19 protein-coding genes and 2 pseudogenes are annotated in these 21,504 nt (G+C 67.9%); 18 read left to right on the top strand and 3 right to left on the bottom strand.

The features are described 5' to 3' along the window. Positions 1-71: 71 nt before the first annotated feature. The 17 genes and pseudogenes from steA to AB4Z47_RS23605 all read left to right on the top strand — a co-directional run bounded on the left by steA (position 72) and on the right by AB4Z47_RS23605 (position 17,326). Positions 72-1,280, top strand: coding sequence for a putative cytokinetic ring protein SteA (steA, locus tag AB4Z47_RS23685; RefSeq protein ID WP_441953617.1), 1,209 nt, complete (start codon positions 72-74; stop codon positions 1,278-1,280). A 13-nt stretch (positions 1,281-1,293) separates the two neighbouring features. Continuing rightward, complete coding sequence (locus AB4Z47_RS23680) at positions 1,294-2,238, top strand: copper transporter (protein ID WP_441953615.1); 945 nt, start codon at positions 1,294-1,296, stop codon at positions 2,236-2,238. Between the two features lie 159 nt (positions 2,239-2,397). Then, positions 2,398-4,119, top strand: a complete 1,722-nt coding sequence (locus AB4Z47_RS23675) for a CTP synthase (protein WP_441953613.1) — start codon at positions 2,398-2,400, stop codon at positions 4,117-4,119. Positions 4,120-4,123: 4 nt separating this feature from the next. Beyond that, a complete protein-coding gene (locus AB4Z47_RS23670; protein ID WP_441953611.1) occupies positions 4,124-4,783 on the top strand; it encodes an NUDIX domain-containing protein in 660 nt (219 codons plus the stop codon). Positions 4,784-4,789: 6 nt separating this feature from the next. After that, complete coding sequence (gene xerD, locus AB4Z47_RS23665; RefSeq protein WP_441953609.1) at positions 4,790-5,743, top strand: site-specific tyrosine recombinase XerD; 954 nt, start codon at positions 4,790-4,792, stop codon at positions 5,741-5,743. 600 nt (positions 5,744-6,343) lie between these two features. After that, a complete protein-coding gene (locus AB4Z47_RS23660) occupies positions 6,344-7,204 on the top strand; it encodes a ParA family protein (RefSeq protein WP_441953645.1) in 861 nt (286 codons plus the stop codon). A 371-nt stretch (positions 7,205-7,575) separates the two neighbouring features. Next, a complete protein-coding gene (locus AB4Z47_RS23655; RefSeq protein ID WP_441953643.1) occupies positions 7,576-8,508 on the top strand; it encodes a segregation and condensation protein A in 933 nt (310 codons plus the stop codon). A gap of 117 nt (positions 8,509-8,625) precedes the next feature. Next, positions 8,626-9,282, top strand: a complete 657-nt coding sequence (gene scpB / locus AB4Z47_RS23650) for an SMC-Scp complex subunit ScpB (protein ID WP_441953607.1) — start codon at positions 8,626-8,628, stop codon at positions 9,280-9,282. Positions 9,283-9,291: 9 nt separating this feature from the next. Beyond that, positions 9,292-10,365, top strand: a complete 1,074-nt coding sequence (locus AB4Z47_RS23645; protein ID WP_441953605.1) for a pseudouridine synthase — start codon at positions 9,292-9,294, stop codon at positions 10,363-10,365. A 35-nt stretch (positions 10,366-10,400) separates the two neighbouring features. Next, positions 10,401-11,108 (top strand): (d)CMP kinase, encoded by a 708-nt coding sequence (cmk, locus tag AB4Z47_RS23640; protein ID WP_441953603.1) that lies wholly within the window; start codon positions 10,401-10,403, stop codon positions 11,106-11,108. After that, positions 11,105-12,523 (top strand): ribosome biogenesis GTPase Der, encoded by a 1,419-nt coding sequence (gene der, locus AB4Z47_RS23635; protein ID WP_441953601.1) that lies wholly within the window; start codon positions 11,105-11,107, stop codon positions 12,521-12,523. The genes cmk and der overlap by 4 nt, the downstream gene beginning before the upstream one ends. A gap of 863 nt (positions 12,524-13,386) precedes the next feature. Further along, a complete protein-coding gene (locus AB4Z47_RS23630; protein WP_441953599.1) occupies positions 13,387-14,145 on the top strand; it encodes an acyl-[acyl-carrier-protein] thioesterase in 759 nt (252 codons plus the stop codon). Positions 14,146-14,415: 270 nt separating this feature from the next. Then, complete coding sequence (locus AB4Z47_RS23625; protein ID WP_441953597.1) at positions 14,416-14,895, top strand: Dps family protein; 480 nt, start codon at positions 14,416-14,418, stop codon at positions 14,893-14,895. Next, a complete protein-coding gene (locus AB4Z47_RS23620; RefSeq protein WP_441953595.1) occupies positions 14,868-15,335 on the top strand; it encodes an anti-sigma factor in 468 nt (155 codons plus the stop codon). Before AB4Z47_RS23625 ends, AB4Z47_RS23620 begins: the two co-directional genes overlap by 28 nt. Continuing rightward, positions 15,325-16,158: pseudogene (locus tag AB4Z47_RS23615) on the top strand (RNA polymerase sigma factor SigF). Before AB4Z47_RS23620 ends, AB4Z47_RS23615 begins: the two are co-directional and overlap by 11 nt. A 53-nt stretch (positions 16,159-16,211) precedes the next feature. Then, entirely contained in the window at positions 16,212-16,397 is a 186-nt protein-coding gene (locus AB4Z47_RS23610) for a hypothetical protein (RefSeq protein ID WP_441953593.1), read from the top strand. A gap of 90 nt (positions 16,398-16,487) precedes the next feature. Further along, positions 16,488-17,326: pseudogene (locus AB4Z47_RS23605) on the top strand (glucose 1-dehydrogenase). Between the two features lie 93 nt (positions 17,327-17,419). Here the strand turns inward: AB4Z47_RS23605 and AB4Z47_RS23600 are convergent. Together AB4Z47_RS23600 and AB4Z47_RS23595 are read right to left on the bottom strand one after the other, a co-directional pair. Further along, the gene (locus AB4Z47_RS23600; protein ID WP_441953641.1) at positions 17,420-18,787 is read right to left on the bottom strand and encodes a WS/DGAT/MGAT family O-acyltransferase; all 1,368 of its coding nucleotides are present in this window, start codon (positions 18,785-18,787) and stop codon (positions 17,420-17,422) included. Between the two features lie 197 nt (positions 18,788-18,984). Next, on the bottom strand, positions 18,985-19,635 hold the full coding sequence (locus AB4Z47_RS23595; protein ID WP_441953591.1) for a DUF6968 family protein: 651 nt from the start codon (positions 19,633-19,635) through the stop codon (positions 18,985-18,987). Positions 19,636-19,876: 241 nt separating this feature from the next. Here AB4Z47_RS23595 and AB4Z47_RS23590 point away from each other — a divergent pair, with 241 nt between their 5' ends. Next, positions 19,877-20,368, top strand: a complete 492-nt coding sequence (locus AB4Z47_RS23590; RefSeq protein WP_441953589.1) for a hypothetical protein — start codon at positions 19,877-19,879, stop codon at positions 20,366-20,368. 48 nt (positions 20,369-20,416) lie between these two features. Here the strand turns inward: AB4Z47_RS23590 and AB4Z47_RS23585 are convergent, their stop codons facing one another. Continuing rightward, a complete protein-coding gene (locus AB4Z47_RS23585) occupies positions 20,417-21,184 on the bottom strand; it encodes a hypothetical protein (protein WP_441953587.1) in 768 nt (255 codons plus the stop codon). Between the last annotated feature and the right edge of the window lie 320 nt (positions 21,185-21,504).

Raw genomic sequence — 21,504 nt, 5'->3', positions numbered from 1 at the left:
AGTGACGGATGTGATAGATGATGCGGCGCGCCTCCATCAATGGTTGATGGTTTGCCACCATCATCGGCCACATGAGGATGCTGGCGCTGTTGTCGAAGAACACCGAAACGCCGCCCGGTCTGACCGGGACAGCCAGGGTGGATCGCAACACCCGGCGTCTGCTGAAGCGGGTGGGACCGGGTGACATCGTCGTTCTCGACGAGATGGACATCGACCGGATGACCGCCGACCGGCTGGTCGAGGCCGGCGTGGTGGCGGTGATCAACACCTCGCCGTCTATTTCCGGCCGCTATCCGAACCTCGGCCCGGAAGTGCTGGTGGCGAACGGGGTTCTGCTGCTGGACACTGTGAGTTCGGACGCGTTCGGCAAGATCAAGGACGGTAGCAAGGTCCGTATCGACGGGGGTGTCGTCTACGCCGACAAGATGATCAAGAAGGAGCCGGAGGTCCTGGTCGAGGGCATCGAGCTCACCGACTCGGCCGTCGCCGAGCGGATGATCGAGGCTCGCGACGGGTTGGCCGATCACCTGGAGGCGTTCGCGGGCAACACCATCGAGTTCATCCGCACCGAAAGCCCGCTGCTCATCGACGGCATCGGCGTGCCGGAGCTCGAGCTGGTCATGAAACACCGGCACGTCGTGGTCGTGGCGGACGGCCCGGATCACGCCGATGATCTCGCGCGGCTCAAGCCGTTCATCAAGGAGTATGTGCCGATCATGATCGGCGTCGGTCGTGGTGCGGACACCCTCGTGAAGCGAGGCTACCGACCCGACCTCATCGTCGGCGACCCGGACGAGATCACCTCCGCGACGATGAAGTGCGGAGCCGAGGTGATCCTGCCCGCCGACACGGACGGTCACGCCAAGGGACTCGAACGAATCCAGGATCTCGGCATCGGCGCTACGACGTTCCCCTCGTCGGGTTCGCCCGCCGATCTGGCGCTGCTGCTGGCCGACCACCACGGCGCGTCGCTCATCGTCACCGTGGGCGCCGCGGCCTCGCTCGACGACTTCTTCGACCGCGGCCGCCGCGGCAGCAATCCGGCTACCTTCCTCACCCGCCTCAAGGTCGGCACCAAGGTGACCGACGCGAAGGCAGTCGCCACGCTCTACCGCAACCGGGTATCCGGGATCGCCATCGCGCTGGTGGTGCTCGCCGCGCTGGTCGCGGTGATCGTCGTGCTGCTCACGGCCGACAGCGGCGGGGACGTCACGGACTGGACTATTGAGACCTGGAACCGGTTCGCGCTGTGGGTACATGGGCTCGTCGGCGACAAATAATCTAGGGAGAGCGATGGTTTCGATGCGGCAACATGCCATCTCGATCGTGGGGATCTTTCTCGCCCTGGCAATGGGAGTGGTGCTCGGATCGCAGACATTGGCGGCGGATCTGCTGTCCGGGTTGCGCGCGGACAAGACAGATCTCCGGCAACGGGTGGACGTGCTCGCCGAACACAATCGGCAGCTCACCGATGAATTGACCTCCGCCGATCGCTTCATCGCCGGATCGTCCGGCCGTATCCTGGCCGGCACCCTCGTCGACCGCAGCGTCGTGGTGTTCACAACGCCGGACGCCGATCCCGGCGACGTCGACGGAGTGACCAAGGCGCTGGAGACGTCCGGGGTCGCGGTGACCGGACGGATCGCGCTCACCGACGCCTTCGTCGACGCCGCCGAGGGGGACCGGATGCGTACCGCCGTCACCAACGTAATTCCCGCGGGCGCCCAGCTGCGCACCGGCGCGGTCGATCAAGGCAGCATGGCGGGCGATCTTCTCGGCCTGGTTCTGCTGCTCGACCCGGTCGACGGGCAAGCCCGCAGCACCCCGGAGGAACTCGGCCTGGTCCTGGAGACCCTGCGCGGCGGTGGTTTCCTCGCCTACGGCGACACACCGGCCCGTCCCGCACAGCTCGCCGTAGTAGTCAGCGGAAACGGCGCCGAGCCCGCCGAGAACGGTCATGGCTCCAACATCGCCCGCTTCGCCGGGGCCCTGCGCGGCCGTGGTTCGGGCGTGGTCTTGGCGGGCCGCCCCGGCGCCGCGGAAGGTCCCGGCCCGATCGCCGTCGTCCGTGCCGACGCGGCCCTGGCCACCCAGGTCACCACCGTCGACAATCTCGACCGCGAAATCGGCCGCGTCACCACCGTCCTCGGCCTCGGCGAACAACTCGACGGCGGCGCGGGCCGATACGGCACCGGCACCAAAGCCGCCTCCCTCACCCTCGCTGCCCTGCCCGGCTGAACCGGCGGGTTTCTCCGGCTGGCATTCGTGCTCGAGCAGAGAGACCCGCGACCCCGCTCACCGCAGGGGTTGCCCCGCTCTGAAGGATGCTGTGGCGATCGGGTGGCAAACATGCGTGGCGTCGAACGGACGGGCGGATTCGTGTTACCGTGAAGACCCGTGGGTCAAACACGGATTCAGGCGCGAACGGCCACGAAGCACATCTTCGTCAGCGGTGGAGTCGCCTCCTCATTGGGTAAAGGTCTTACCGCCTCCAGCCTCGGTCAGCTGTTGACGGCGCGTGGGCTGCGCGTCACGATGCAGAAACTCGACCCGTACTTGAACGTCGATCCCGGCACGATGAACCCCTTCCAACATGGCGAGGTATTCGTGACGGAAGACGGCGCCGAGACCGATCTGGACGTCGGCCACTACGAGCGGTTCCTCGATCGGGACCTGTCCCGGGACGCGAATGTGACTACCGGGCAAATCTATTCGTCGGTCATCGCCAAGGAGCGGCGCGGCGAATACCTCGGCGACACGGTGCAGGTGATCCCGCACATCACCGACGAGATCAAGAGCCGCATCCTCGCGATGAGCGGCCCGGATCTGCAGGGACACGCCCCGGACGTGGTGATCACCGAGATCGGCGGCACCGTCGGCGACATCGAGTCGCAGCCGTTTCTGGAGGCGGCCCGCCAGATCCGCCACGACGTCGGCCGGGACAACGTCTTCTTCCTGCATGTCTCGCTGGTGCCCTACCTCGCTCCCTCCGGCGAGCTCAAGACCAAGCCGACGCAGCACTCGGTGGCGGCGCTGCGCAACATCGGTATCCAGCCCGACGCGCTGATCCTGCGCTGCGACCGCGAGGTCCCGCAGGCGCTGAAAAGCAAGATCGCGCTGATGTGCGACGTCGAGGTGGACGCCTGCATCTCCACCCCGGACGCGCCGTCGATCTACGACATCCCCCGCGTGCTGCACCGTGAAGGACTGGACGCCTACGTGGTGCGCAGGCTCGGGCTGCCGTTCCGCGATGTGGACTGGACCGTGTGGGGCGACCTGCTCGAGCGGGTGCACTCGCCGCGCGAGACAGTCGAGGTCGCGCTCGTCGGCAAGTACGTCGACCTGCCCGACGCCTACCTCTCGGTCACCGAGGCGCTGCGTGCCGGCGGATTCGCCTCGCGCGCCAAGGTCAGCATTCGCTGGGTGCCCTCGGACGAGTGCGAGACCGCGGCGGGCGCACAGCACGCGCTGCGCGACGTGGACGCCGTGCTCATCCCCGGAGGATTCGGTATCCGCGGCATCGAGGGCAAGGTCGGCGCCATCCGGTACGCGCGCACCCGCGGTATTCCGCTGCTCGGCCTGTGCCTCGGCCTGCAGTGCATCGTGATCGAAGCGGCCCGCTCGGTCGGCCTGACCGAGGCCAATTCGGCCGAATTCGAGCCCGACACACCGCATCCTGTCATCTCCACCATGGCCGACCAGGAGCAGGCCGTGGCCGGTGAAGCCGATCTCGGCGGCACTATGCGGCTCGGCGCCTACCCCGCGACCCTGGCGAAGGGCTCGGTCGTCGCGCACGCCTATGGCGGTGAGCACGTCTCCGAGCGTCACCGGCACCGCTACGAGGTGAACAACGCCTACCGCGACAAGATCGCCGAGAGCGGCCTGAAGTTCAGCGGCACCTCGCCGGATGGGCATCTGGTCGAGTTCGTCGAGCTGCCCGCCGACGTGCACCCGTTCTTCGTCGCCACCCAGGCCCACCCCGAGTTGAAGAGTCGCCCGACCCGCCCGCACCCGCTGTTCGCGGCACTCGTCTCGGCGGCGCTGAAATACAAAGCGGCCGAACAGCTCCCGGTCGACATCCCGGGCGAAGAACTCGCGGGTGCGACGGAAAAGGGATAGCGGCATGACCGACGGGGGAGCTGCCGAACCAGGCAGCCACGACTTCGAGACCGTATCCACCGAGACCGTCTACAGTGGCGCCATCCTGGCACTGCGGCTCGACCAGGTGTCGATGCCGGGCGGGCGGGTCGTCGAACGCGAGGTGATCGAGCACCACGGGGCCGTCGCTGTCGCCGCGATCGATGATGACGACAGTGTGGTGCTGATCAACCAGTACCGCCACCCGATCGGCAGACGGTTGCTGGAGTTGCCCGCCGGTCTGCTCGACCTCCCCGGCGAGGATCCGCTCGTCGCAGCGCAGCGCGAGCTGGCCGAGGAGACGGGGCTGGCCGCGCGGGAATGGGCGGTGCTGGTGGATGTGGTGCTCTCGCCCGGCTTCACCGACGAGGCGCTGCGGGTCTACCTGGCCCGCGGCCTGCATGAGACCCACCGCCCCGAGCCGGAGCTGGAGGAGGCCGACCTCGAGGTGGTCCGGATGCCGGTCGACGCGGCCGTCCGTGCGGCGCTGGCGGGGGAGATCGTCAACGCCACCGCGGTCTCCGGCGTACTCGCGCTGGCGGCCGCGCGGGCATGCGGCATCGAGCTACGGGCGGCGGACGCGCCATGGGCCGGACAGCCCACCGCGTTCCTTCGCCGCAAGGCGGCGCAGAAGTCCGAAGGCTGATCGACAGTGCTCGCGCGGCAGCTCGATACATATCTCGACCATCTCGCGGTCGAGCGCGGCGTCGCACGCAACACCCTCGGCGCCTACCGACGCGATCTCGGTCGCTACTTCGACTTCCTGACCGGACGCGGCATCGGCTCGCTGGATCAGGTCGCCGAATCGGACGTCGCCGAGTTCACCATGGCGCTGCGCGCCGGCGGAAGCAGCCATCCGCCGCTCGCGGCGAGTTCGGTGGCCCGCGCGCTGATCGCCGTGCGCGGGCTGCATCGCTTTGCCGCCGCGGAGGGACTGACCGGTACCGACGTCGCGCATGCGGTGAAGCCGCCCACCCCAGGCCGCAGGCTTCCCAAGGCGCTGCCTTACGACCAGGTGCTGCAACTGCTGGAGGCCGCGGGTGGTGCGCCTGTGGACAATTCGGACGGCGCTGCGGGTGCGGACGGCGGACCGCGCGGGCTGCGCGATCGCGCGCTGCTGGAACTGCTGTATTCGACCGGCGCCCGGATCTCGGAGACGGTCGGGCTGGACGTCGACGATCTCGACACCGAGGAGCGTGCGGTCGTGTTGCGCGGCAAGGGCGGCAAACAGCGCATGGTTCCGATCGGCCGCCCCGCCCTCGCCGCCGTGGACGCTTACCTGGTGCGTGGGCGGCCGACGCTCGCCGCGCAGGGAAAGGGCAACGCCGGAGCCCTGTTCCTGAACGTCCGCGGCGGACGCTTGTCCCGTCAGAGCGCCTGGCAGGTCCTGCAGAGCGCCGCCGAACGCGCGGGCATCGCAGCGGCGGTGTCGCCGCACACCCTGCGTCACTCGTTCGCCACCCACCTGCTCGACGGTGGCGCCGACGTTCGCGTCGTGCAGGAACTTCTCGGTCACGCGTCGGTGACCACGACTCAGATCTACACCCTCGTCACGGTTCACACCCTGCGCGAAGTCTGGGCAACCGCCCACCCCCGTGCCCGCTGACGGGCGAGGTCGACTTCGCAAACCTGCTCGCTTCCCCCGCGCAGTGGACTCTACTGCTACTCGTGTGCGAGGACGAGCCATGTCTGCGAAGCCCGCTCGTGTCTGCGAAGTCCGTTGTGCTGGTTGGCCCGACTGTCGTCCTGCCGGGTGCCGTGCGACGCGGCGGACGGCCCCGCCGAGTTCACGGCGGTGCACACAGCGGGTATCGTCCGCTGCGAGCACTTTCCGGCACCTCGGCCGGATCGCGTGGGGAGGCGGACCGGGCAGCATCGACGAACACAACGGGTGCGAAGTCCATTTCGACGGAGGCCCGCAATGGCGCTGACCAGCGCGTGGCGAACACGCCGCGCGCAGGCGCGGCACTCGAGTGCCGTCAAGCTGTAGCGTCTATCGAGAGCTGGACCGTACGAAAGCGAGGTCGGGCCCTGATCGGCCTCGCTACGCTCGGCGAGGCAACGGGCAGGAACGTATAAGGAGCAGCGGATCGTGACGACAGCCGGAGCGGCAGAGCCGCCGATGGGTGCTGGGGCGGAGCCGCTTATGGGCCCGCGACCGGGCCCGTACTCGGACGCCGCGGCGGAAACGCTGTGGGGCAGCGGAATGGAGCCGGTGCCGGATGACACGACGCTCGGTCCGACCGGACGCCCGTTGCGGCTGGTCCCGGACCCGCCGCCGCTGGACCGGCACGGCGATGCCCTGGTTGTCGCGATGTGCAACCAGAAGGGCGGAGTGGGCAAGACCACCTCCACCATCAACCTCGGCGCCGCACTGGCCGAATACGGCCGCCGGGTGTTGCTCGTCGATCTGGACCCGCAGGGCGCGCTGTCCGCGGGACTCGGTGTGGCACACCACGATCTCGACTCGACTGTGCACAACCTGCTCATCGGCTCCAAGGTGTCGATCGACGACGTGCTGATGCAGACCCGCGTCGAGAACATGGACCTGCTGCCGAGCAACATCGACCTTTCCGCCGCGGAGATCCAGCTCGTCAACGAGGTGGGCAGGGAGCAGTCGCTCGGTCGCGCTCTGCACCCCGTGCGCAACCGCTACGACTACATCCTGATCGACTGCCAGCCCTCCCTCGGCCTGCTCACCGTCAATGCTCTGGCCTGCTCGGACGGCGTGATCATCCCGATGGAATGCGAATACTTCTCGCTGCGCGGGCTCGCGCTGCTCAACGACACCGTGGAGAAGGTGCGCGACCGGTTGAACCCGAGGCTGAGCCTGTACGGAATAGTGGTCACCATGTTCGACGCCCGGCTGTTGCATTCCCGCCAAGTCATGGCGCGAGTCGTCGAGGTATTCGGCGACCTGGTCTACGACACCGCGATCTCGCGCACCGTCCGTTTCCCGGACGCCAGCGTCGCGGGCGAGCCCATTACCACGTGGGCGCCGAAATCTGGTGGGGCGGAAGCGTATCGGGCGATGGCACGGGAAGTCATCCACCGGTCGGGCCGGTGATCGGCCCTTCCGACCCCGAGTCCGCGAGAACTACGCACACACCCGGCACGGGGCCTTCCGCCGCTGGTGCGACCCCCACACCGGATGGTGGCGCGTGCGATGCCGGTGCGTCGGACAGTGCCGACGAACCCACAGAACCGCCACTCGAACGCGGCGCTTCCGGAAAAGCCCCTGCGCTGGGCGATGTAGCGGCGGCGTATATCACCGCCGGCCGGGGCGCGTCGACGCAGCGCCCGAACGCCGCCATCGTGGGCGAGACCCGCGCGCGGACCGAATCGGACACCGAAGCCGCCCCGCTCTTCGCGTCCGGCCCGGGCACGTCGGCGCAGGAACCGCCGACGACCGAACCGGAGCCCCGCGCAGCGGTGGCTATGCGCGATACCGCCGCAGAACAGGATGATTCGTCGGTGGCGTCTGTCGACGAGCCGGACGACCTGCCTGCCGCTGTACCGGATAGCGTGCCTGATGAAAGCCCCGACCAGTCCTCCGGATTCCGGCTGCGCCTGAGCAACTTCGAGGGGCCGTTCGACCTGCTGCTCACCCTGATCAGCTCGCGCAAGCTGGATGTCACCGAGGTGGCATTGCACAAGGTGACCGACGAGTTCATCGCCTATACCAAGGCGTTGACCGCGAACATGGCGCGACAGAACACGTTGCGGGCAGACAAGATCTTGGACCAGACCACCGAATTCCTGGTCGTCGCAGCCACTCTGCTCGACCTGAAGGCGGCACGACTGCTGCCGTCCGGCGAGATGACCGACACCGAGGACCTCGAACTGCTCGAGGCGCGCGACCTGTTGTTCGCCCGTCTGCTGCAGTACCGGGCGTTCAAACAGGTCGCCGAGTTGCTGGCCGAGTTGGAGGCGGCTGCGCTGCGCCGCTATCCGCGCGCGGTCGGACTGGAGGAGCGCTACGCCGACCTGCTGCCCGAGGTTACGCTGGGTGTCGGGGCGGCCGAGTTCGCCGAAATCGCCGCGGCGGCCTTCCAGCCCCGCCCGGTGCCCAAGGTCGGGCTCGACCACCTGCATACGCATGCCATCTCGGTTGCCGAACAGGCGGCGCTCGTGCTGGAGCGGCTCAAACAGCGCGGTGCGGGCTGCTGGACCACCTTCGGTGAGCTCGTCGCCGACTGCGAGGTACCCGTCCAGATCGTCGCCCGCTTCCTGGCGCTGCTCGAGCTGTATCGCGGCAAGACGATCGAGTTCGACCAGCCCGACCCGCTCGGCCCGCTGTCGGTCAGCTGGATCGGCGACGACGCCGCCGAACAGGTGGACACCGTGACTATCGAGGAGGACTACGGGTGAGCGAGCGGAACGACAACACCGTCGGCGGGGCACGCCCGTGAGTGAGCGTCAACGAGTGAGCCGAGGGCACAGTGCGTGGTCGTGCACGACGGAGCCGAGTGCGAGGGAGGCGCAGTCTTGAGTGAGGCAGTGGCGGAACTCACCCCGCAACCGCTGGACGACGCCGAGTTCCGCTCGGCGCTGGAGGCCATGCTGCTCATCGTGGACGCTCCGGCCCCGGTAGAGCAGCTCGCGGCCGCCCTGAACGACACCGCCGAGCGGGTCGAGACCACCTTGCGTGGATTGTCCGCGGAGCTGTCCGCCCGGTCCAGCGGCATCGATCTGCGTTTCGTCGGTGACGGTTGGCGCTTCTATACTCGCAGCGAGTACGCGCAGTATGTGGAACGGATGCTGCTCGACGGCTCCCGCTCGAAACTGACGCGGGCGGCATTGGAAACGCTGGCGGTGGTGGCATACCGTCAGCCGGTGACCCGGACCAGGGTCAGCGCGGTGCGCGGCGTGAACGTCGACGGGGTGATGCGCACGCTGCTGGCCAGGGGCTTGATCGCCGAGGCAGGCGTCGACCCGGAGACCAACGGGACGCAGTACTGCACGACCGAACTGTTCCTGGAACGGATCGGGCTCGCAGCGCTGAGCGATCTGCCGCCGCTGGCGCCCCTGCTTCCGGGCGTCGACCTGATCGACGAGATCAACGAGAGCTTGGAGACCGACCCCCGGTACACCAGGTTGAAGAAACCCGCCGAGGCCGATTTGGACCTCGGCACCGAACAATGACAGGACAACATGAATACGCCCGCTCGCCGAGATGGCACACCGGATCGTAGGAAACGCGGCGCTCAGCCCGAACGGGGCGGCGCAGGCGCACGCGACGCCCGTTCAGCGCAACGAGGGCATACCACTCGTGGCGCCCAACAGGCTAGTGGCGCGGGACGCGGTACCGCCCAGCGTGGAGCTCAGGCCGCGAACTCGCCGCGGCACGGCGCCCAGTCCACCCCGACCGCGAAGAAGAAGCCGAAGCCGCAACGCCAGGTCGCACAGCCGACATTGCTGAGCAACGCCAAGCCTGCCCGTCGCCAGAACGTGGAGCCCACCGAGGCTGCTTCCCCGACGAAGCTGCCGTGGGGTGAGGGCGAGCGGCTGCAGAAGGTGCTCGCCAAGGCCGGTGTCGCCTCGCGCCGCGCCGCCGAGGAGATGATCGCGCAGGGCCGCGTCGAGGTCGACGGCCTCATCGTGCGAGAGCAGGGCTTGCGCATCGACCCGCAGCGCGCGGTGGTGCGGGTCGACGGCACTCGGGTGATGGTGCGCGAGGAGTTGGTGCACGTCGCGCTGAACAAACCCAAGGGCTGGCAGTCGACCATGTCCGACGACCTGGGCCGCCCCTGCGTCGGTGACATCGTGGCCGAGCGGATCGCCGCCGGTCAGCGCCTGTTCCATGTCGGCAGGCTCGACGCCGACACCGAGGGCCTGCTGCTGCTCACCAACGACGGCGACCTCGCGCACCGGCTCATGCACCCCTCCTTCGAGGTCTCCAAGACCTACCTGGCGACGGTGAACGGTGAAGTCAACCGCACGGTCGGCAAACGACTGAAGGACGGCGTCGAGCTGGAGGACGGACCGGCCAGGGTCGACCGTTTCCAGGTGCTCGAGCTGGGGGAAGGACGTTCCCTGGTGAAGGTGGTGTTGCACGAAGGGCGCAAGCACATCGTGCGCCGCCTGCTGGACGCGGTCGGCCATCCGGTCACCCGGCTGGTGCGCACCCATATCGGTCCGGTCGCGCTCGGCGATCAACGGCCCGGCACGCTGCGCGTGCTCGGCCGCGATGAAATCGGCAAACTCTACGAGGCGGTGTCGTTGTGAATGGTGTGGAGGTCCCGGTCGAGGTGCCGGCGCGGATGTCCGGTACGAGCCCGCTGGTGGTCGCCATGGACGGGCCCTCCGGTACCGGCAAGTCCAGCGTTTCCCGGCGCCTGGCCGCCCGGCTCGGCGCACGCTACCTCGACACCGGCGCCATGTACCGGGTCGCGACGCTGCGTGTGCTGCGCACCGGCATCGAGCTCACCGACTCGGCCGCTGTCGCGGCCGCGGTCAAGGAATTGCCCCTGTCCATCGGCACCGACCCCAGCCGTGAGGTGATCCAGCTCGACGGCGAGGATGTGGCGTCGGAAGTTCGGGGCGCCGCCGTCACGAAGGCTGTCTCCGCGGTCTCGGCGGTGCTCGAGGTCCGCGAGCTGCTCGTCGCGCTGCAGCGCGACATCACCACGGCCACGCAGCGAATCGTGGTGGAGGGTCGCGACATCGGCACCGTCGTGCTGCCCGAAGCAGACGCCAAGATCTACCTGACCGCTTCCGCGGAGGCGCGCGCCCATCGGCGCAACCAGCAGAACATCCTCGAAGGTCGCGGCGACGACTACCCGGGCGTGCTCGCCGACGTGCAGCGTCGCGACACCCTCGACTCGACGCGCAAGGTCTCCCCGCTGCGTCCCGCCGAGGACGCGGTGCTGGTCGACACCAGCGAGCTGACCATGGACGAGGTCATCGACGAGCTGTACTGCGTTGTCGCGCAGCAGCTTTCGGCGAACCGGAGAGGACGCGACCGATGAGCGAGGATGTACTGGCCGGCGATGGCATCTGGAGCGACGAATCCGACTGGGAGTTGGCCGATCTCGACGATGAGTTCGACGACGATGCGTATGTCGCGATGCCGACGCTGGCGGTTGTCGGCCGTCCGAATGTGGGTAAATCGACGCTGGTGAACCGGATCCTGGGCCGCCGAGAGGCGGTCGTCGAGGACATTCCAGGTGTGACCCGCGACCGCGTGTCCTACGAGGCGAACTGGGCGGGCCGCCGTTTCCTTGTCCAGGACACCGGCGGGTGGGAGCCCGATGCGAAGGGGCTGCAGCAGTCGGTGGCCAGGCAGGCCGAGTTCGCCATGCAGACCGCCGACGCGGTCCTGCTCGTGGTCGACGCCGTCGTCGGCGCTACCGCCACCGATGAGGCCGCGGTGAAGAAGCTGCGTCGGTCCCGGATTCCGGTGATCCTGGTCGCCAATAAGGTCGATGACGAGCGCGTGGAATCCGAAGCCGCGGCGTTGTGGTCCCTCGGTCTCGGCGAGCCCCGGATGGTCAGCGCCGCGCACGGTCGCGGCACCGGCGATCTGCTCGACGACGTGCTCCAGGTGCTTCCTGAGACCCCGCGGGAGGGAACCGGCGGCACCGGGCCGCGGCGCGTCGCGCTGGTCGGCAAGCCGAATGTCGGTAAGTCGAGCTTGCTGAACAAGCTGGCCGATGATGAGCGCTCTGTGGTGCACGACGTGGCGGGTACCACGGTGGATCCGGTCGACTCCCTCGTCGAATTGGGCGGCAAGATCTGGAAGTTCGTCGACACCGCCGGGCTGCGCCGCAAGGTCGCCAACGCCAGCGGCACCGAGTTCTACGCGTCGCTGCGCACCAAGTCCGCGTTGGAGGCCTCCGAGGTGGCGATCATGCTGATCGACGCCTCGCAGCCGATCACTGAGCAGGACCTGCGGGTGATCAGCATGGTCGCCGACTCGGGACGCGCGCTGGTGCTGGCGTTCAACAAGTGGGATCTGGTCGACGAGGACCGGCGCCTGCAGTTGGAGCGCGAGGTCGATCGGGATCTGATCCGGGTGCCGTGGGCGCAGCGGGTGAACATCTCCGCCCACACCGGTCGCGCGGTGCAGAAGCTGGTGCCCGCCATGGAGACCGCGCTGGAATCGTGGGACAAGCGGATTTCGACGGGCAGACTGAACACCTGGCTGAAGGATGTGGTCGCCGCGACCCCGCCGCCGATGCGCGGCGGCAGGCTGCCCCGCGTGCTGTTCGCCACCCAGGCGACCACACGTCCGCCGACATTCGTGCTGTTCACCACCGGCTTCCTGGAGGCGGGCTACCGTCGCTTTCTGGAGCGCAGGTTGCGCGAGGAGTTCGGCTTCGACGGCTCGCCCGTCCGCATCTCGGTGCGGGTCCGGGAGAAGCGGGATCGTTCCAGGAAGTAGTCCGCTGCCACGACGCCCCGGGGAGTTCGCTTCTCGGGGCTTCGTTTTGTCCGCCTGGGCGATCGCCGCGATTGCGAATCGACGCTGGACGGCTACTACCCGAACGTCGTCCAAGCGATCGTGCGCGGCGTGTCCGCGGGCAAGGCGCGGGCGCGCGAGCTCGGATTCGACCACCTGCGTGTGGGTTTCAACACCACTCCGCTGTTCGGGCCTGCCGCATCGTTTCCGGCGACGCTGACCGAGTGCGGGGGAGTGGAGTTCGTCCGCGACCTGGACTACGTGGGCTTGGACTTCTTCCCCGACGTCTTCCGCCCCGTTCCGGACGCCGAATTCGCCGATGCCGTCGCCGGACTGCTCCGGCACCACCGCGCCGCGGTATTGACCCCGGCGGGCCTGGACCACCCGCCGTTGCACATCACCGAACACGGCTGGCCCACCGGACCTGACCGGACACCGCGACGGCAGGCCGAGGTGGTCGACATCGTCGTCCGGATCGTTGCCGCCGAGGCGGAGGCGCTGCGCCTGAGCGGATACACCCACTTCGCCCGCGCGACGCCGACAGCGCGAAGCCTGACCTGTTTCATCAGTTCGGGCTCACGACCGATGGCTACATCCCCAAACCGGCCTTCGGGACCTTGTGCGCCCTGGTCGACAAGTACAGCGCCGGAACCGGCTCGGCCCGCCGATAGGTCGCGCCACGGTTGGGTTGATGACCGCTACGACGAGTTTCCGAGGGCTGGCCCTGCCCTCACCGATATTCTGGCGTATTACAGGCTATCGGCAGTAATCCTAGATCAACTGTACTTATGTCATATAGCGCGCCCAATTATGCGACTGCAGCAAACACCTGGCATTATTCGATCATGGTCATTCCCAGCGTGCTGCCGGAACCCCCGACCGAGATAACTCCGTTCGAGACCGGCTGGCCGGTCCGTGTTGCCGACACCGCCCCCGACCAGCGCCTGCGGCTCGATGCTGTCGCGCGCTACCTGCAGGACATCGGGTACGAGCATCTCGACGCCGTCGAGGAGGGCGACACTCATCGCGGGTGGGTGGTCCGCCGGACGGTGATCGACGTGCTCAAGCCCATCGAAATCGGCGAACGGGTCACACTGCGCCGCTGGTGCTCGGCCCTGTCCAACCGCTGGTGCAACATGCGCGTCCAGGTGTGCGGTACCCAGGGCGGGCTGATGGAGACGGAGGCCTTCCTGATCCATTTCGGCACCGAATCCGGCGTTCCGGCCCGGATGAGCGACCGCTTCATGGCACCGATGCTGGCCAGCACGACCGAACACCGTCTGCGCTGGAAGGCCGCACTCACCGACCCGATGCCGCCCGCCGCGGAGCCCGGCGTCCAGACCCGTCCGTTCCCGCTCCGGGTCACCGACATCGACCTGCTCGACCATGTGAACAACGCGGTCTACCTGAGCGCCGTCGAGGAGATCCTCGCCGATCACGCCGAACTGAAATCCGGCCCGCACCGCACCGTCATCGAGTACATGAAGCCGGTGCGCTTCGGTGACGACCTCCAGCTCGTCGCTCGCCGCACGGGCTCGTCCCTCGATCTCTGGTTCGCCGTCGGCGCGGAGGCCCGCGCGGTAGCACGCATCACCCCGCGCTGACGCGCCAGCTCCTCGACGGTAGCGCGGGCGCTCCTCGTGCGCGGCGAGTGCACGGCCGGATACGCGGTCGCGAACCTGGGTTCGTCGACGCCCTCGGTGTAGCGCGACTACCGCTGCCGCGCAGATGATATCGCCGTGGGTCGCGGGCGGTCGACGGACCACAGGCAACAGTCATTTCAGAATCGGGTCGGAGGATTCCGCAAGAGGTTTAACGCCGCACAGGTGGGTAGCCCGTCGATGACCAGTGACCGATGCGGAAAGGCTGGAGCGATGACCCAACCCATCACGGGCACCCTCGACCAGGAGCAGCAGCGTATTGCGGGCGAGACACTGCGTGCGACAGTGGTCGACCTGATCGACCTGTCGCTGATCGCCAAGCAGGCGCACTGGAACGTGATCGGCGCCAATTTCCGTTCGGTGCACCTGGCGTTGGACGAATTGGTCACGGCGGCACGGGAATTCACCGATGCCGCCGCGGAACGCTGCACCGCCATAGGGATCAGCCCGGACGGGCGCGCCGCGACGGTGGCCAGGGATTCCGGCGCACTCGGAATCGGCGACGGCTGGCAACAGGACATTGACGTCATCGACGCGATCGTCGGCAACCTCGCCGCGGTGATCAAGCGACTACGTGAGCGAATCGCCGCGACCGAGAAAGCCGATCCGGTCACCCAGGACCTCTTCCTGGCCATCGCCGCCCGACTCGAGCAGCTGCACTGGATGTGGCAGGCGCAGCTCGCAGCGGTGTGATGCACATGGTCACCGGCGCGTTCGGCACGCGAGCCGCGGCTACCACCACGGTCGCCGTCCGGATTCCCGCCGCCGCGCAGCATTTGGCCATGGTGCGCGGGCTGACCGATACCGTGTGCCTGGTGGCCGACTTTCCGCTCGCCGCGGCCGCCGACATCCGGCTGGCGATCAACGAGATAGCCACAATGCTGATGATCGACGCCGTGCCGGGCTCGTTGCTCGGCTGTGCGTTCACCTACAGCGCGAACCGCATGGTCGTGCGGGTCGACGCGATCGCCGAACACGAAGTCGAGGTCAGTGGCGACCCGCTGAGTTGGGAATTGGTCCGGATGCTCACCAGCTCCACATCGATGTCCCGTGACCCTTTTGAAACAGATGCGCGTGGGTATCCGACCGCCATCGAATTCAGTTGGGAACGAGGAACATCCGATGACACGTGAGTTCACGACCGACCGGAACGACACGCCCCGGCGGGGCGGCGACAGCTACGACAACATCGAACCTTGGCTGGAGAAGCTGACCGCGTTGGAGAAGACCGACCCGCATCGCGCGGTGCTGCGCGAGGAGGTGATGCGCCGGTGCCTTCCCCTGGCGGAGCACATCGCCCGCAAATTCTCCGGCCGCGGTGAGTCCTTCGACGATGTGCTGCAGATCGCCCGCGTGGGCTTGGTGCTCGCGGTGGACCGCTTCGACGTTTCCCGCGGTACCCCCTTCCTGGCCTTTGCGGTCCCCACCATCATGGGTGAGGTGCGCAGGCACTTCCGGGACAACACCTGGTCGCTGCGGGTACCGCGGCGGGTGAAAGAGATCCAGCTGCGCGTCGGCCCGGCCACCGAGTCGCTGTCGCACCGGCTCGGGCGGATGCCAACGGCCAGGGAGATCGCCGCAGAGTTGGACGTCTAGCTCGGGGAGGTGACCCAGGCGCTTCTCGCGCGCAACGCCTACCAGACGAACTCGCTGGAGTCGGTGGCCCGCGACGACGGTGCGGGGGTGCCGCAGCCGCTCGCGGAAATGCTCGGCGCCGAGGAACCGTGCTACTGCCTGGTCGAGCAGGCGATGGCGGTGCGGCCGCTGATCGCCGAGCTGCCGCCGCGCGACCGCGAGGTGCTGGTCCTGCGTTTCTTCGAATCGAAGACCCAGACCCAGATCGCGGAACGCCTGGACATCTCCCAGATGCAGGTGTCCCGGATTTTGACCAGGGTGCTCGGGCAGTTGCGCGAGCGGGCCCTCGGCACCGAAGACGCGGCGTCCCGGGCAGCCTGAGCGCGGGTCGGGGGATGGCGGGCATCGGAGAGGGGTCCGGGCTCGATTCGGACATGGTGCGAACATATAGCCGAAATCCGTTGAGCCGCTTCCTCATTCCATGCGATGCCACGTTCCTCTCGGCGCTGCCCCGCAGCGATTCCGGCAAGATCCTCGAGCGTTTGCCGGCCGGTCCGGCTGCGGCACAACGGGAGCCGCCGCCCTCGATCAACGGACTCCGGGTGTCGGGCCCGCTGTGAGCGGGGGGACAGGGGTTTGCCGGAGGGTTTTCGCGGTAGTCGCTGTGCATATGACCGTCCCGAACAGCGATGCACAGGAGGAACGCGACCATGGGCTTTCCCGAGCAGCAGCAAGAAGTCCCCGGCGTGCAGGCCAGGATGACGCCGATTCCGGACTGCGGCGAGGACAGCTATCGCGGTTCCGGAAAACTCACCGGCAAGGCAGCCGTGATCACCGGCGCCGACAGCGGCATCGGTCGGGCTGTCGCCATCGCCTTCGCGCGGGAGGGCGCGGACGTCCTGATCTCTTACCTCGACGAGGAGGAGGACGCGAAACAGGTCGCGCAGTTGGTGGAGCAAGCCGGCCGCAAGGCGATCCTGGTGGACGGTGACCTGTCGCAGCCACAACACTGCCGCGCGGTGGTCGACCGTGCGGTGCAGGAGTTCGGAAAGATCGACGTGCTGGTCAGCAACGCCGCCTATCAGATGACCCACGAGACCCTCGAGGAGATCAGCGACGAGGAGTTCGACTACACCTTCAAGGTGAACGTCAGCGCCTACTTCCACCTGGTGAAGGCGGCGCTGCCGCATATGCCCTCGGGCGGGTCCATCATCGGCAGCTCGTCGGTCAACTCCGACATGCCCTCTCCGACCCTGGCGCCGTACGCCGCCACCAAGGCCGCCATCGCCAACTTCTCCGCGAGCCTCGCACAATTGTTGGGGGAGCGGGGGATTCGCGTCAACAGTGTCGCACCCGGGCCGATCTGGACGCCGCTGATCCCGCGACGATGCCGGTCGAGAAGGTCACCCGTTTCGGTGACGACACTCCGCTCGGCCGGGCCGGTCAGCCCGCCGAGCTGGCACCCACCTACGTCCTGCTTGCCTCCGACGATGGCAGTTATATCTCAGGAGCACGGTTCGCCGTCACCGGGGGACGGCCGATTCTCTGAGCCGGCCAGCGGAGCAGGTCGTCGTCGAAAGCCTCAGGCATGTCAGTGCCGCGCGCACGCTGTCCGGCCGCCGTCCCGCAGCCCCGTCCAGCCTCAGCGGACCGCCTCCTCCAGGTCGGCCAGCGCCGACTCCAGGTGGTCGAGCAGCACGGACGCGTCGGGCACGTTGCGGCGGCAGGCGACGATGCCGATGTCGAGGTTGTCGGCGTTGCTGGTGAGGGTGATGTTGATCGCTTGGCCGTCGATCGGGATCGAGAGCGGGTAGGTGGCGTCCAGGCGGGCGCCGTTCCAGTACCGATGCTCGCGTGGTCCCGGCACATTGGAGATGACGATGTTGAACGGCGGGCTGGTCAGTGCAGCCGTGGCGGGCATGAGTAGTGACAGCGCGAGTGGGCTCAGCGTGAGCGCGGACAGTGAGACGGCCTGCCCGGGAGATAGCGAGCGGTAGATGTCCTTGCTGCGCCGCATCGAGGAGCTGATCGCCGCCAGCCGCGCAGCCGGGTCGGCGAGATCGGTGGCGAGGTTGCACAGCAGTGCCGCCAGCGCGTTGCCGTCGGTGTCGTCGCCGTCGTCGGAGTCCGGTCGCAGCGATACCGGCACCATCGCGACCAACGGCTTGTCAGGAAGGGCTTGGTGCTCGATCAGGTACGTGCGCAATGCGCCCGCCGACATGGCCAGCACCACGTCGTTGACCGTCGCGTCGGTCGCCTTCTTGACCTGCCGGACCCGATCGAGCGGCCAGGAGCGGGCGGCGCAGCGGCGCGCCCCGCCGATCGGGACGTTGAACAGGGTGCGCGGCGCGGCGAACGGCAGGGTCAGCTGCTGTTCGACCAGCGCAGCGCGGGCCAGGCGCAACGCCGTCGGCGCGGTGCCCGCCGCTGCGAGTATCCCGCGTGCCATGGCACCGAGCAGGCGTTGGCGCGGTGGGTTCTCGGTGCGTCGGCCGGATGATGGCAGATGCCAGGGCACCAGCGCTTCGCCGGAGTCGGGGTCGCTGGTGAGTGTGCGCTGCAGCAGTCGCTGGGCGCCGACGCCATCGATGAGGGCGTGGTGGATCTTCGCGTACATACCGACGCGGTCGTCCGCGAGCCCTTCGATCAAATGCACTTCCCATAGCGGCCGATGGCGGTCGAGCAGCGTGCTGTGCAGTCCGGCGGCGACCTCTACCAGTGCGTCCAGGCTCCCTGATTCCGGGAGCGCCCAACGCTGTACGTGGTAGTCGATTTCGACGGTGCTGTCCACCGTCCACGCCAGCTGGGGGGAACCGAACAGGCGGGCCGGGCGCTTGCGGAAGGTGCGATGGAAATTCCGGTCGGCCGCCAAGGTCGCGTACGCGCGTCGCGCGAACTCGGATCCGGTGCTTTCCAACGGATCGAAAACCTGTAGCGAACCGACGTGCATCGGGTGCTCTCGTGATTCCGCGATCAGGAATAGAGCGTCGACCGGCGAAATGAATTCCATGGGCAGTCCCTCCTGACGACGCTGCAGCTTCGCCACGATCCGGTTCGAGTTCAGGGTGTGGCAGGTGTCGGTGTCGGGCATGCCCACCGCTCAGGAGCACGGAGCGGCGTTGCGCGGTCGACGACAATCCACCAACCGATGATTCGATGCCGAATCCGAACCGGCTGGGCGGCTTGTCGTTCTTTTTGCGTGTCGGCTCAGGACAGGCGGCTGACCGGCCAATCGTGCGGCAGCTCCAGGCGTTCGCTGATCATGCTGATCGCGGTGTGCAGCGCCTGGATCTCGTCGACGCCGGTGGCGACGGAGGAGCCCTGCTCGCTGATGTGGAACCGGCATAGGTGATGACGTCCGTCGGCCGCGAGGTACGGCCTGCCGATGATGATCGACAGCGAGCTGTCGGCGTCGCGCAGAGTGCGTGCGGCAATCAGCGCCTGCGGCTCGTGATCGGCTGTGGCTGCGGCACGGGACGGCCGGGTAGGGGCGGCGGGGAACCGTGGATCGGACGGTTCGGTCACTTCGAACTGCGCCCCCCGGTCGTTGGCCTGTCGCAGCTCGGCGGCGATCTCTTGGAGGGCGCGGTACAGCGCCGCGATCGTATCGGCGCCATGCGCCCAGCGCTCTCCGATGTCTTGGATGCGGAATCCGCACACCACACCGGTGTCGCCGGGCGCCATCTGCGGTTTGCCGACTTCGATCGACACTTCCCGCGTCGCGTCGGCGATGGTGCGGGTCGCGATCACTTCTCTGATCCGACGCCATTTCGTGCTCGCGATCGCATCGCCGTGTTCGGACTCGCGCACTGTGGGCGTGGTCGTGTCGCCAGTGACCCGCGCCGGTATCGCTCCCATAGATGATGGAGTACCCAACCTGCTCGCAGCTTTACCCTGCGGTTCGCGTGACCTGGACCGCAGGGCCGGATCGGGGCGGAAGGAGCACCACAATGTCGGTGGTGGTTGTCTCGACACGCTCGATCGCGCAAGATGGCTACCGGGTGGTTAACGTGCTGTGGGCTTGGCACACCGTCGCCGAGATGTGATGGTGGGCCCGCGACGATGAAGAGGGGCGGACGAAGTGGTCACGATTGCGCAGTTGCGAGCGGTTCTGTCGATTCTGCGTGTCGACCCGGACGAGGTCGGCGCGCGGCTGGGTGACACCGGTCTACGCGGTCCGAACACGGAGCGGGCCATGCTGGTCGGATTGCTACATCGGGTGGCGAGCAGCGAGCTGCGGCAGGTCATCACCACCACGGAGGACGACGAGGCCGCCAAGGCCGCCGCGGTCAGCGCGCAACCGGCGGACGGCGAAAATGCCACGGAACAAGTCCGTTTCGACGCACAGTGGCTGCACGATCGGATCGGTGCCCTTGCGGCGGGCATCACCGTGGATCCGGTACCGGTCCTGCTCGACGCCGCCGCACGCTCCACCGACGCGGCCGAGGCCTTGCTCCTGCTCAGCCGTAACCCCCGCGGCGGTGACGCAGAAGCCAGGTGGGAGCGGGCACTCGACGATCTCGGCTGGGCCTACCACTTGATCAACGACGAGCGCGTGGGGCGCTCGAACACGACGACCGCGCCGCTGTAGCGGCGCGGTGCTCGTCCCGGCGGCGTCGTGCGCCGCCGGGACCAGCTGTCAGTTCGGCTGCGCCGGTGCGGATTGCGCGGGCCTGTCCGCCCAGTGGGTGGTGCCGTCGGCAGCCTGCAACGTGGTGAGCAGGTCCACGCCCGCCGTGAGGAGAGTGGGGCCGCCGATCGCGATGGACCCGAGGATGCCGCCGAGGGTTGCGCCGGTCAGCAGGCCCGCCACACAGCCGACCGCGATCGTGGCGATACAGCCGATCGTGGCGCCGATGGCGGTGCCGATGAAGCCGCCGACGGCGGTGGCCAGCCCGAACTGGCCAGCGAATTCGTCACGGGCGCGCTGGTTTTCGGTTGTCGACGCCACAGGCTTGGCGACGAGTGGTTCGCTGATCGCCAGCCCCTCGGGCCTGGTCGGCGTCAGCTCCAGCACCGTGGCGTCCTTCTTCAGCTCCGGCCGCACCGGGATCGCGGTGTCGGCGACCCGGAAGTCCAGCGGCAACGTCATGGCGACGCGCCCGTCGCGGTCCCGGATGTCGACCATGTCGATCACCTGCGCGGCGTCGGCGCGGATGCCGCTGCTGTCGACGAGCACACCGTCCCGCTCGGTCAGCCGGGCGTTCGCGTCGGTACTCACCTGGTCCCGAAGTGCCTTGAACAACTCGAACGTTCCGTCTTCGAGCGCGGCGACCACCGTCTTGTCCACTAGTCGGGCCGAGTAGACGATGTCGGGTGTCGTCGGCTCGGCGTATGCCACGCCGGTGCTGAGAGTCAGGGAACCGATGGCCAGTGTCGCTGCCGCAGTGATGCCGCGGAGTTGCATGATTTATCCATTCCGTCATGAGATTTCGCAGCTTCGTCCTGCACGAGCGGACCCGCGCACTCCGGTAGCGCAAGAACAGCCGCTGAGGTCGCAGAGGAGCCTAGCAGCGCGCGTAGCAACCGATGAGCGTTCTGGCCGGACGAGTTTCGGCGCGCGGGCGACGCGCGGGGCTCAGCGGAATGCGCCCTCTGCCTCGGCGCGCACCTTGCGCGACCGGAAGACTGATGGCTGGTTTCGAGCGTCACCGATACCAACGAGGGCGCTCCCTACGTTCCGTCGACTGCGGTGACGCCAACCCTCCCACTGTTTTTCAAATCCTC

This window comes from Nocardia sp. 2TAF39, assembly GCF_052114905.1.
GTDB lineage: Bacteria > Actinomycetota > Actinomycetes > Mycobacteriales > Mycobacteriaceae > Nocardia.
This window is presented reverse-complemented; position numbering and strand designations above follow the sequence as displayed.